The 12,644-nt window shown below is 70.2% G+C and carries 9 protein-coding genes; 1 reads left to right on the top strand and 8 read right to left on the bottom strand.

The annotated features are described in order from the left end of the window. Positions 1 to 28: 28 nt before the first annotated feature. Together G524_RS0108895 and G524_RS0108900 are read right to left on the bottom strand one after the other, a co-directional pair. On the bottom strand, positions 29 to 1,300 hold the full coding sequence (locus G524_RS0108895; RefSeq protein WP_051221032.1) for an ABC transporter permease: 1,272 nt from the start codon (positions 1,298 to 1,300) through the stop codon (positions 29 to 31). Beyond that, a complete protein-coding gene (locus G524_RS0108900; RefSeq protein WP_027443405.1) occupies positions 1,297 to 2,307 on the bottom strand; it encodes an ABC transporter ATP-binding protein in 1,011 nt (336 codons plus the stop codon). Before G524_RS0108900 ends, G524_RS0108895 begins: the two co-directional genes overlap by 4 nt. A 46-nt stretch (positions 2,308 to 2,353) precedes the next feature. On the opposite strand from G524_RS0108900, the gene queG reads away from it, so the two are divergent. After that, on the top strand, positions 2,354 to 3,409 hold the full coding sequence (queG, locus tag G524_RS0108905) for a tRNA epoxyqueuosine(34) reductase QueG (RefSeq protein WP_027443406.1): 1,056 nt from the start codon (positions 2,354 to 2,356) through the stop codon (positions 3,407 to 3,409). Here the strand turns inward: queG and G524_RS0108910 are convergent. From G524_RS0108910 to G524_RS0108935, 6 genes are all read right to left on the bottom strand, one after another. Next, positions 3,393 to 4,637: an NAD(P)/FAD-dependent oxidoreductase gene (locus tag G524_RS0108910; protein WP_027443407.1), complete on the bottom strand. Its 1,245-nt coding sequence runs from the start codon at positions 4,635 to 4,637 to the stop codon at positions 3,393 to 3,395. The two genes, queG and G524_RS0108910, sit on opposite strands and share 17 nt — an antisense overlap. Positions 4,638 to 4,731: 94 nt before the next feature. Then, complete coding sequence (locus tag G524_RS0108915) at positions 4,732 to 9,435, bottom strand: NAD-glutamate dehydrogenase domain-containing protein (protein WP_027443408.1); 4,704 nt, start codon at positions 9,433 to 9,435, stop codon at positions 4,732 to 4,734. Between the two features lie 133 nt (positions 9,436 to 9,568). Next, the gene (locus G524_RS0108920; RefSeq protein ID WP_027443409.1) at positions 9,569 to 10,564 is read right to left on the bottom strand and encodes an LLM class flavin-dependent oxidoreductase; all 996 of its coding nucleotides are present in this window, start codon (positions 10,562 to 10,564) and stop codon (positions 9,569 to 9,571) included. Next, entirely contained in the window at positions 10,561 to 11,472 is a 912-nt protein-coding gene (locus G524_RS0108925; RefSeq protein ID WP_051221034.1) for a tetratricopeptide repeat protein, read from the bottom strand. Before G524_RS0108925 ends, G524_RS0108920 begins: the two co-directional genes overlap by 4 nt. A 10-nt stretch (positions 11,473 to 11,482) precedes the next feature. Further along, positions 11,483 to 12,217 carry an alpha/beta fold hydrolase gene (locus tag G524_RS0108930; protein ID WP_027443411.1) on the bottom strand — a complete coding sequence of 245 codons (735 nt, stop codon included), beginning with the start codon at positions 12,215 to 12,217 and terminating at the stop codon, positions 11,483 to 11,485. 78 nt (positions 12,218 to 12,295) lie between these two features. Then, positions 12,296 to 12,644 (bottom strand): IS5/IS1182 family transposase (locus tag G524_RS0108935; RefSeq protein ID WP_027443412.1); only part of this gene is annotated, 349 nt, incomplete at its 5' end.

Genomic DNA, 12,644 nt, shown 5'->3' on the forward strand with positions numbered 1-12,644 from the left:
GTCAATATGGGTTGCGATTTGCGACCGATCAGGCCGCCTTCCAGCCCTTGGCCCGGCGCCCGCGCGGCGCGCGCCCGGCCCCGCCCGATTTCATCACCCGCTTGCGGAACAGCAGCGATCCGGCCTTGATAAGCGCCACCACCGCCAGCCCCTGCCAGGCGAGCGCGAGCGCATGGGTCCACAGCGCCGGCTCCATCGCCGCGCGCGCCAGCATGGCAAAGGGCGAGGACAGCGGGAAGGCGATCGCCGCCAGCTCCAGCCCCGATCCGGGTTGCTTGATGGTGTAGGCAGCCAGGAAGAACACCATCAGCTGCATCATCGTGACCGGCATCGACAGGGTCTGCACCTCGCGCACCGTGGTCGCCATCGCCCCGATGGTGAGGAACAGCGCGCCGAGCAGCAGATAGGCCATGGCGAAATAGACGATCCCAAGGAGGATGAAGAGCGGCCAGCCCACCGCGGGCGCGGGCAGGGCCGCCGGATCGAAGCCGGTGACCTTGGCAATCGCTGCCCCGCCCAGCGCCCACAGCCCCCCGGCGATGCCCGCCCACACGGCAATGCCGACGAAGGAGACCGCGAGCATGGCCAGGAGCTTGCCCATGAAGACCGCGTCCATGGGAATGGCAGCAGCGAGAATCTCGATGATCTTGTTGGCCTTTTCCTCAACCAGGTTGGACAGCACCATGCCCGCCAGCAGCATGGTGAGCAGGAACAGCGCCATCTGCGCGATCTGCGCGGTGTGGATGCGGGTGGAGCGTTCGGCCGCCGCGCTGGTCGCCACCACCTCGGCGGCAACCGGGGGAAAGCGCGTCGGCGCCGCGGCCAGCGCGCTGCCGGCGATGAGACCAACCGGGCCCTGCCAGCGGGCGATCTGGCTTTCGGTGCCCACCAGCCGCGGCGCTTGCGGGGTGCCGGTGAGGATCGCGGCATAATTGCCGCGCCGCGCCTCCATGAAGGCGCGCGCATCAAAGCCGGGATTGCCCCTCGCCTCGGGCACCTCGACCAGCAGCGGCAAGGCCCCGCCAAGCTGGGGCGCAAGGCCCGCGCGCGCGGCCAGCATCGCGGCATTATCCGCCGGGGCCATGGCCAGGCCCACCTCGATGCTCACCGCCTCGCGCTGCACCTGCCCACCGATGCTGCCGGCGAGCGCGCCAACGATCACCGGGAACAGCGGCCCGAGCAGGAAGAACAGGAAGGCCCGGCTCATCAGCACCGCGAGGAAATCGCGCCGGGCGATCACCCAGGCGGCCTCGAGCGCGGAAAGGCGCGGGCGGGCGGGCAGATCGGCGCTCATGCTCATGCGCGGCTCCCTTCGCTGTCGGCCTGCATCTGGCGCGCGGCGGCCTCGCCGGCGATGGCGACAAAGGCATCGTGGAGGCCAGCCCGCTCGATCGAAAGCGAGCGGATCCCCGCCTCGCCCTCGATCAGGCAGCGCAGCAGCGGCTCGATCCCGCTGGCCGGCAGGGGGAAGTGGAAGAAATCGCCGCTCCGCCGGGTTTCGGGCGGGAGCGCGGCCATCCACGCCCCTTCGCGCGCGCGGGTCTCGAGCCGCACCTGCGCCGGGATGCGGTCGCGCGCCGCCTCGACAGAGCCGGCATAGGGCACCTTGCCGCCGGCGATGATCGCCACGCCCTCGCACAGGCGTTCGGCATGGTGGATCACGTGGGTGGAGAAGATCACCGTCACCCCATCCTCGGCGAGCGCACGGATCAATTGTTCAAGCTTGCCCTGGTTGATCGCATCGAGCCCGGAGAAGGGCTCGTCGAGCACCACCAGCCGCGGGCGGTGGACGAGCGTGCCCAGAAGCTGCACGGTCTGGGCCATGCCCTTGGAAAGCTGGCGGATCTGGCGCTGCGCCGCATGGGCCAGCCCGTGGCGTTCGAGGAGTTCCGCGGCGCGCCTGCGCCCCTCCTTGAGCGGCAGGCCCCTGAGCGCCCCCATGAAGGCGATCGCCTCGATCGCCTTCATCGCCGGGTAAAGCCCGCGCTCCTCGGGCAGATAGCCGATCAGCCGACCGATATCATGCGGGCGATCATGCCCGAACACCCGGCGCACGCCGGCATCGGGATCGATGATGCCGAGCAGCATCCGCAAGGTGGTGGTCTTGCCCGCGCCATTGGGGCCGAGGATGCCGTAGATCGCGCCTTCGGGGACGGTGATGTCCACCCCATCGACCGCGCGGGTGCCATCGAAGCTCTTGACGAGGCCGCGCGCCTCGATCGCCAGAGGCCGCGCATCGGCGGGAATGGCGGCAAAACCTGAGGTCCCATGCGCCGCGCCGAGAAAATTGCTAACCGCCATGTCCATGGCCTAGGCGGTTAGCCGGCAGGATTAAACGGGAGCCTCTCCAAGCATGGTTAACGCCGCGGCAAGCCTTGGCGCCAGACTGGCTGAGGAGGCGCGCGCGCAAGGCTTTGCCGTGTGCGGGATCGCCCCGGCCGCGCACGACGCAGAGCGCAGCGCCCGCCTTGCCCAATGGGTGGCGGAAGGCCACCACGGCACGATGGAATGGATGGCCCGGCGCCTGGCTGAGCGCGCCGCGCCCCAGGGCCTGTGGCCCGCGGCGCGGAGCGTGATCGCGCTGGGCATGAGCTATGCCCCGGCCCACGATCCGCTGGCGCTCGAAGGCGCGCGTGCGCATGGGCGCATCTCGGTTTACGCCCAGGCTCGCGATTATCACGATGTGGTGAAAAAGCGCCTCAAGGCGCTCGCCCGCTGGCTGGTGGCCGAGGCGCCGGGGGCTGAAGTCAAGGTGTTTGTCGATACCGCCCCGGTGATGGAAAAGCCCTTGGGCGAGGCCGCCGGGATCGGCTGGCAGGGCAAGCACACCAACCTTGTCAGCCCCAGCCATGGCAGCTGGCTGTTTTTGGGGGCGATCTACACAACGCTCGATCTGGCCCCCAGCGCGCCGCAGCGCGACCAGTGCGGATCGTGCCGCGCCTGCCTCGATGCCTGCCCCACCGCGGCCTTCCCCGCGCCCTACCGGCTCGATGCGCGGCGCTGCATCTCCTACCTCACCATCGAGCACAAGGGGCCGGTGGACGAGGCGCTGCGCCCGCTGCTGGGCAACCGCATCTATGGCTGCGATGATTGCCTGGCGGTGTGCCCGTGGAACAAGTTTGCGAGCCAAGCCCAGGCGATGCGCGAATTCCTGCCGCGCGCCGAACTGGTCGCCCCGCGCCTCGCCGAGCTGCTCGCGCTCGATGATGCGGGCTTCCGCCAGCTCTTTTCCGGCTCACCGATCAAGCGCATCGGGCGAGATCGTTTCATCCGCAACTGCCTTTATGCCGCGGGCAACAGCGGCGATAGGGCGCTTGTCCCCCAGGTCGAAGCGCTCACTGCCGATCCCGATGAAGTGGTGGCCGAGGCCGCGCGCTGGGCGCTCGCGCGGCTCAGGCGAGATCCTTGAGCGCCACCTCGGGATCAGCGAGCAGCGCCGGATCGATCCGGCCCACCCTGCTTTCGAGCAGCTTGCGCGCCTGGACATAGTCCTTGGTGGTGTTGACGCAATCAAAGGCGATCGGCCGGCCGGCCTTGAGATAGGCAACGGTGAACTTGCCGCTCGCCGGATCGCCGCGCACCACGGTCTGGTCATGGCCGAGGCTCAGCCCGGCGGTCTGGAGGCGGATGTCATACTGGTTCGACCAGAACCACGGCAGGGCGTGATAGGGTTCGGGCCGGCCCAGAATCGCCTTGGCCGCCACCAGCGCCATGTCATGCGCGTTCTGCACCGATTCGAGCCGGATCACCGCGCCATCGGCAAAGGGATTGGCATGGGCGGCGCAATCGCCGATGGCATAGATGTCATCGAGCGTGGTGCGGCAGAACTCATCGACATCCACCCCGTTGGTGCCCGCCGCCCCGGCAGCGATCAGCGGCGCCACCGCGGGCACGATGCCGATGCCCACCACCACCATGTCGCAGGCGATCTCCTCGCCGCTCTCGAGCCTGACGCCGGTGACCCGACCAGCCTCCTCGCCCAGCACCGCGCGCACGCCCTGCCCGAGCCTGAGGTCAACCCCGTGGCGCTGGTGCGCATCGGCGAAGAAGGCGGCGATCTCCTCGCCCGCCACCCGCGCGAGCAGGCGGGGCAGCAGCTCGACCAGCGTCACCGCGCAGCCGAGCTTTCGCAGCACCGCGGCGGCCTCGAGCCCGATATAGCCCCCGCCGATCACCACCGCGCGCCGCGCCCCGGCGGCAAGCGCGGCCATCATCGCATCGGCATCGGCCTTGTCGCGCACATAGAAGACCTGCGGCAGCACCGCCCCCGGCACCGGCAGGCGGCGCGGATCGCCCCCGGCCGACCATATCAGCGTGCCATAGGTCACCGCAGCGCCATCGGTGAGGGTGAGCCGGTGCGCGTGTGGATCGATCGCGCTGACCGCCGCACCGAGGCGCAGGCCGATCTGCTTGTCGGCCCAGAAGCTTTCAGGGCGGATCATGATCCGCTCGAAGCCCTTGTCGCCGGCGAGATACTCCTTGGACAGCGGCGGGCGCTCATAGGGCGGGGCGCGGTCGCGCCCGATCATCAGGATGGTGCCCTCATAGCCTTGCTGGCGCAGCGCGATCGCCGCCTGCGAACCGCCGTGCCCGGTGCCCACGATCACCACATCGGCGTGACTGGTGCTCTGTGTCATCGTCCTCTTATGCCCCTGCGCCCCAACCGGGGCCTTGATGTGGGGCAAATCACGCCATGGTCAAGCGCGCACAAGTGGCAGGGGCGCCCAGGCATCAGCGTTCGAGCAGGTTGCGCGCCTGGGCGGCGATCTGGGCGAGCATCGCCGGGCTGACCGGCGCGCGCGCCTGGGCGCGGGCGATGAGGCCGCGCAGCTGCGCTACCGCCGCGACCTGATCCGCGGCCCAGCGGGCCAGCGCGCCGAGCGGATCGGCCTTGGCACCCTTGCCCCGAAGCAGCCGGGCAAGAAAGGCGATGCGCATCTGTTGCAGATCGCGCGCCACGCCCGCAACCAGCAGCCTTTCCCACACGTCCGAGGGGTTCATGTGCGCGGCCAGCGCCTGCGCCCAATCCAGCCCCAGCCGCGCGCCGACATCAGTGAAGGCCTGGGTGAGCAATCTGGGATCGATCCCCGCCTCGCCCGCGGCCTTGGCCAGGCCCACCGCGCCATCGAGATCGAACAGGCTTGCGACCCTTGCAGCAAGGCCCTGCGGCGCCCCGGCAGCGATCAACTCCTGCCGCAGCGCCTGCGAACGGGCGCGCGGCTCGGCGGTGAGCAATGCCTCGCGCGCGGTCACCAGCATCGCCACCCCATCGGCCAGCCGGGCGATGAGCGCCCCGGCCTCGAGCCTGCCCGCGGCGCTGCGCAGCACGTCGCTCATCAGGTTGGCGCTCGCCGCGGCGAGCCGATCGAACAGCGCCAGCCGGGCCGCCTCGGGCATGGGCGCATGGTCAAGCTCGGCCCACAGCTGGTCGAGATCGAACAGCCTTTCCGCGACCACGAAGGCAGCGGCAACCTCAGCGAGGCCCACCCCTTCCTCCTCGGCCAGCTCGAAGGGATGGATCATGCCGATGCGGTTGACGATGCGGTTGGCAAGACTGGTGGCGATCATCTCGCGCCGCAGCCGGTGGCCGTGGATCGCCGCGGCATGGGCCTTGCGCATCGGCGCGGGGAAGCGGGCGAGCAGCAGCGGCGCGAGCGCCGCATCATCGGCGAGCGGGCTGGCCTCGATCGCCGCCTGCAGGGCGAGCTTGGCCGAGGAGAGCAGCACCGCAAGTTCGGGCCGGGTGAGCCCCTGGCCATCGGCGGCGCGGCGCAGCAGCGCCTCGCCCTCGGCAATGCCCTCGGTGCGCCGGTCAAGCTCGCCCGCCTCCTCGAGCCGCTCGATCAACCGGACATAGGCGGCGCTCGCCGCTGGCCCGGCGCGCTCGGCAATCGAGAGCGCGAGCGCCTGGAGGCGGTTGTCCTCGAGCACGAGCGCGGCGACCTCGTCGGTCATCGCGGCGAGCAGGGCGTTGCGCTTCTTCGGGGAAAGCTTGCCCGACGCGACCGAAGCGGCGAGCGCAATCTTGATGTTGACCTCGTTGTCCGAGCAATCGACCCCGGCCGAATTGTCGATGAAATCGGTGTTGATCCGTCCCCCGCCAAGGGCAAAGGCGATGCGCCCGGCCTGGGTCACACCGAGATTGGCGCCCTCGCCGATCACCCGCGCGCGCAGCTCCTCGGCATTGACGCGCAAGGCGTCATTGGCCGGATCGCCCACGGCGATGTTGTTCTCCTGCGCGGCCTTCACATAGGTGCCGATCCCGCCGAACCAGATGAGATCAACCGGGGCCTTGAGGATCGCCGAAATCAGCGCCTCAGGCTCGATCTCCTGCTCGGCAAGTCCCAGCACCTCCTGGGCCTCGCGGGCAAGGCGGATGCGCTTGGCATCGCGCGGGAACACCCCGCCGCCCTTGGAAATCAGCGCCTTGTCATAATCATCCCAGCTCGAACGCGGCAGTTCGAACAGGCGCTTCCGTTCCTTCCAGCTCGCCAGCGGATCGGGGTCGGGATCGATGAAGATATGGCGATGGTCAAAGGCGGCAACCAGCCGGATCGCCTTGGACAGGAGCATCCCGTTGCCGAACACATCGCCCGACATGTCGCCGCAGCCGACCACGGTGATCGAATCCTGCTGCACATCCACCCCCATCTCGCGGAAGTGGCGCTGCACGCTCACCCAGGCGCCGCGGGCGGTGATACCCATGGCCTTGTGGTCATAGCCGTTGGAGCCGCCGCTGGCGAAGGCATCGCCGAGCCAGAAGCCGCGCTCCTCGGCGATGGCATTGGCAAGATCGGAGAAGGTCGCCGTGCCCTTGTCGGCGGCGACGACGAAATAGGGATCTTCGCCATCATGCACCACCACGCCTTCGGGGTGCACCACCCGGCCGCCCACGATATTGTCGGTGACGGAAAGCAGGGTGCGGATGAAGATCTGGTAGGCGGCGCGCCCCTCTGCAGCCCAGCCCTCGCGGTCGAGCAGGGGCGAGGGCAATTGCTTGGGATAAAAACCGCCCTTGGCCCCGGTGGGCACGATCACCGCGTTCTTGACCCGCTGGGCCTTCATTAGCCCGAGGATCTCGGTGCGGAAATCATCGCGCCGGTCAGACCATCTCAGGCCCCCGCGCGCGACCTTGCCGGCGCGCAGGTGAATGCCCTCGACCCGCGGGCTGTAAACGAAGATCTCGCGCCAGGGCAGGGGCCTCGGCAAGCCCGGCACGCGCGCCGAATCGAGCTTGAAGGCCAGCGCCTCGGCCGCGGCAGGGGCAAAGGCATTGGTGCGCAGCGTCGCATCGATCACGGCGCGATAGAGCCGCAGGATGCGATCGTCATTGATCGCGCTCACCCGGGCAAGCCCGCGGGCAAAGGCGGCCTCGGCCGTGGCAATCGCCTCGGCGCGGTTTCCGGCAAAATCGGGGTCGTGGCGCGCGGCAAAGAGCTTGACCAGCGCGCGCGTCACCTGCGGCGCGCCGGCCAGCGCATCGACCACGCTGTAGATGGTGTAGCTCGCCCCGGTCTGGCGCAGGTAGCGATAGATCGCGCGCAGCCAATTGGCCTCGGCCGGGGCCAGCCCGGTGGCGGCGACGAGGCGGTTGAAGGGATCGTCCTCGCCGCTGCCATTGAGCACCGCGGCCAGCGCCGCCTCGATCAGCCCGGCGCGCTCGAGCAGCGCCTCGTCCTCGAGCCCGGGCGGCAGGCCGAGGATGAAATCATGAAGCGCCCCAAGCTCGGCATCGGCAAGGAAGGTCGGCACCTCGGCGATCACCTTGAGGCCGAAATTCTCCAGCGCCGGCACCGCATCGGACAGGGCCAGCCGGCTGCGTACGGTATAGATCTTGAGCCTGAGCGCCCCGGTCTCATCGCCCGGCAGGCGGTAGAGCCGCACCGCCCTTTCACCCGCCCCCTCGCCCTCGGCGAGGCCCAAGGTGCGCAGCTTGAGGATGTCGCGCGCGGCCTCGGCCGGGCCATAGGCAAGGCGGTAGCCGGTGGGAAAGGCCGGGGCATAGCGCGCCGCCAGCATCGCCGCGCGGCCTTCTTCCTCGTGCGCGGCAAGGTGGGTGGCCACCGCCTCGTTCCAGCCGCGCAGCAGCTCGACGAGCCGCGCCTCGATCTCGCTGTCGGCGGGCAGATCGCCGCAGGCGCGCACATCGATGAGGAAGCGCAAGAGCGCGAGGGTGCTCCCCTCGACCGTCAGGCTCCAGTCGAGCAGCGCCGCGCCGGGGGTGGCGAGCAGCATCGCCTGGATCTGCAGGCGCACCTCGGTGGAAAGCTGGTCGCGCGGCAGCCAGACAAAGGCAAAGACATGGCGTTCGAGCGTGGCGCGCACCATCACCACCCGCGGGCGCGGGCGATCGACCAGCGCCATCTTGGCGGTGGCAAGCTGGGCCACGCAGGCCGGATCGAAGGCGGTGAGCAGATCGTTGGGCAGGGCGGTGAAGGCGTGCACCAGCGCCTTGCCATTGTGCCCGGCCGGATCGAAGCCCAGTTCTGCCATCAGTTCGGCGAGCACCCGGCGCAGCCGCGGCACCTCCTGCGGGCGGGCGTTGAGCGCGGCGCTGGTCCACAGGCCGGCATGGATCGACAGCGCTTCGGCCTTGCCGCTGGCATCGCGCCGCGCGGTGAGGAACAGGTCAAGCGGGCTGTCGCGGTGGACCCGCGCGGCGAGGTTGGACTTGATCGCCAAAAGCGCCCGGGCGGGATCGGCATCGAACCAGGCAAAGGCGCGTTCGAGCGAGACCGGGGCGAGCAGTTCCTGCGCCGAGGCGCGGCAGATCCCGCGCCGCTCCGCCGCGCCGCCATCGCGCCGGCGCACGAGGTGGCCAAGCTGGGTGAGCATGCCCCCCGCCATCCATTCAAGCAGGGCGGCAGCCTCGCCATCCAAGGGCGCGATCGCCGCAGCGTCTTGCCTGAGCGCAGCCTGCATCTCGGGCCAATCGGCCACCGCGGCATGGACATCGCCCAGCGTCATGCGCAGCGCCGCGGCGAGTGCGCGCCGCTGGCGGGCATCGGCGCGCGGGGTCTCGATATAGATGAGCGATTCGCGCCGCGCGCCCGGCGCCGCCTTGCCCGGCGCCGGGATGGCGACAAGGCGGCCCGCCGCGTCGCGTTCGAGCGCGATCACCGGGTGCAGCAGCAGATCGATCTGGAACCCGAGGCGGGCAAGCGTGGCCGCGACCGAATCGACCAGGAACGGCTGGTCATCGTTGATGACGGCGATCCGCAAGTGGCGGCGCCCCTCGCGCGCCGATTCGATCTCCACCAGCGCCGCGCCGGGCGCGCGGGTGGCCGCGACAGCGATGAGCCAGGCCGCCGCCTCGTCGAGCGCGCCCTTGGGCGGGGGCGTTTCGCCCGGCAGCAATGAGGCCTGCAAATGCTGGCGCAGCGCCTTGACGAGCCGCTTGTCGGGGGCGGCGGCGGGGGTGGTGTTGGGCTTCATCGGCGGCTCCCGGCCTCCTCGGCATCCGGCACCAGCTTCGCGCAACAAAATTATGCCGGATTGTTGTTATCGTGTCGCCACGCGATACGCCGAATTGCCCGCCGCGGGCAAGCGCGATTGCTGCCGGGATGGTTCAAGCCGCCACCAATGCGGCGCAGGCCTCCAGCGTCAGTTCAAGGCTGCGGATGCGCGCCTCGGGATCATAGGTCGCCCCGCACAGCAGGATCTCGTCCGCCCCGGTGCGCGCCTGCATCGCGGCGATCCGCTCGCGCACCTCGGCGGGCGTGCCGATCGCCGCGGCCTGCCCGAGGTGATCGAGCATCGCCCGGGCCGGGGCGGGCAGGCTCTCGGCAAAGCCGGCCACCGGCGGGGGCAGCTTGCCCGGCTGGCCGCTGCGCAGCCGCACGAAGCTCTGCTGCTGGCTCGAGGCGATGAGCTGCGCCTCGGCGCGGGTCTCGGCGGCAAAGACATTCATCGCCACCATCACATGGGGCCGCTCGCACGCGGCGGAAGGCTGGAACTCGCGGCGATAGAGCCCCAGCGCGGCATCGAGGTGATCGGGGGCGAAATGGGCGGCAAAGGCGTAGGGAAGCCCCAGCCGCGCCGCCAGCTGCGCGCCGAACAGGCTCGATCCCAGCATCCACAGTTCCACCTTGGCGCCAAGGCCGGGGGTGGCGCGGATCGGCAGGTCGATATCGCCGGTGAGGAGCGCGCGCAGCTCGACCACGTCCTGCGGGAAATATTCGGCCGCCTGGTGAAGGTTCTTCCTCAGCGCGCGTTGCAGCTGTGGCCCGGCGCCGGGGGCGCGGCCGAGGCCGAGATCGATGCGCCCCGGGAACAGCGCATCGAGCGTGCCGAATTGTTCGGCGATCTGGAACGGGGTGTGGTTGGGCAGCATGATCCCGCCCGCGCCGATGCGGATGCGGCTGGTGGCGTTGCCGACATGCGCGAGCACCACCGCGGTTGCCCCGCCGGCAATGCCTTCCATGGCGTGGTGTTCGGCCACCCAGAAGCGGTGGCAGCCGAGGCTTTCGGCCGCGCGGGCGAGCGCGGTGGTGGCGGCGAAGGCCTCGGCAAGGGTGCCGCCCTCGCGCACCGGCACCAGATCGAGCACGGAAAAGCGGGTCATGGCTGGGGGCTCTCCTCGGGCTGGGAGTCAGGCGGAGTTGGTGCGGGGCCATTGTCGCCTTCCGGCCCGAGCTGGGCAAGATAGGCGCGCGCGGTTTCGGCTGCGGGGCCATCGGCGGCAAGCACCAGCACCGATTGCCAGCTTGCCCGCGCGGCCGCCTCGCGCCCGCCGAGCATGGCGATCACCCCGGCTTCCAGCCCCACCAGCGGATCGCCGGGGCTGCGCACGGCGGCCTGCTCGATCGCCGCCTGGGCCTCGGCGAGCCGGGCGAGGCGGCGCAGCAGCGTGGCCTTCAATAGCCAGCCCTCGCCGCGTTCGGGCGCGCGGGTGGTGGCGGTCTCGAGCGGTCCGAGCGCCTCACTCTCGCGTCCCAGCGCCACCAGCGCGCGGGCACGGTCGGTCGCGGCGATCGCCTCGAGCAGCGGGTCATCGCCGGCGCGGGCATCGGCCTCTGCGGCAGCCAGCAGGGCAAGCGCCCCTTCGGCATCGCCCGCGGCGAGCGCGGCATTGCCCGAAAGCGCGCCGAAACGGGCGCGCAGTCGCGGCTCACCCGGCGGGGTCTCGCCCAGCGCCGCGGCAAAGGCGGCGCGGGCCTCGTCCCAGCGCCCCAGTTCGGCCGCGGCGGTGCCGAGGCAATGGTTGGCCAGCACCCGATCGGCCCCGCGCGTCTCCTCGCGGCGGATTTGCGCCATGGCATGGGCGCGCGCCGGATCGGCGGCGATCTGGTCGAAGCAGTCTTCGAGCCAGGCGCTGGTGGGATTGATCGCTGCCTTGGCCGCGCCCTCGGCCTCGCCCGGCGTATCGCTCCGTGCGGAGCGTGCGGGCCGCTCGCGCACCAGCGCATCATCGGGCAGCCCCCCGGCGAGCGGATTGGGGCCGACCTGGAGCAGAAGCGCGAGCAGCAGCATCAGCAATGCCTCATGGGTAGAATTCGCCGACCAGGGCGAGGATGCGGGCAATGTCCTCGGGGCGCGAGAGACGGTGATCGCCGTCCTCTACCAGGCTCACCTGAACATCAGCCGACCCGAGCGCGGCCTTGAGCCGCAGCGAGATCTCCCACGGCACATCTTCATCCCGCTTGCCGTGGATCAGCCGCACCGGGCAGGAAAGCCCGCGCGCGCTTTCGAGCCGCAGGTGGTTTTCGGCATCGGCAAAGAAGCCCGGGTGGATCGGGGTCGGCTCGGGGCCATAGGGGTTGGGCTGATGGATCGTCTCGCCCGCGGCGAGGGCCGCGCGCTCGGCCGCGCTGAGGCCCCAGCGGGTAAAATCGGGGGCGGGGGCAATGCCGATCAGCCCGGCACAGCGCGGCCCCAGCCGCTCGGCCACCAGCAGCATCAGCCAGCCGCCCATCGACGAGCCGACCAGCAGCACCGGGCCGGCAACATAGGAGGAGACGAGCGCCAGCACCTCGTCGCGCCAGCGCGAGAGCGTGCCCTCGGCAAAGCTGCCCTCGCTCTGGCCGCAGCCCGAATAGTCGATGAGCAGGCAGGCACGTCCGCGCGCCTCGGCCTCGGCAAAAAGCGCGCTCGCCTTGCTGCCCGACATGTCGGACATGTAGCCCGGCAGGAACACGAGGCAGGGCCCCCGCCCCGGCGTCAGGCGAAAGGCGATGCGGCGCCCGTCATAAAGGCGATGATGGAGGATTTCGGCCATGTGCGCTCCATGCCGCGCCGCGCACAGGCGGGCAAGCGCGGCGGCGCTGATGCCACTGTCACGCATCGGCAATGCATGTTAAGCCGTGGACTCATTAGCTGCGATCCATAGGCGAGTTGAGAAGAGTTTGGCAGCGGCGAGGAAGTTGTCGGCGCGTTTGTCGTATCGCGTGGCCAAGCCTCTGGCGTGCTTGAGTTTTCCGAAGAAGCGCTCGATCAGGTTGCGATAGCGGTAGAGGAAGGAGCTGAAGGCGAAGCCCTTCTTGCGGTTGGCCTTTGGCGGGATGTTGGCGAAGCTGCCGCGCGCCTCGACCTTGTCGCGGATGGCGTCGCTGTCATAGGCCTTGTCGGCGAGGAAGATGCTGCCTTCCGGCACGGCCTCGAGCAGCGGATCGGCCTGTTGGCAATCGCTCGCCTGTCCTTCGGAG

The sequence above is a fragment of the Erythrobacter cryptus DSM 12079 genome, from assembly GCF_000422985.1.
Classification (GTDB): domain Bacteria; phylum Pseudomonadota; class Alphaproteobacteria; order Sphingomonadales; family Sphingomonadaceae; genus Erythrobacter; species Erythrobacter cryptus.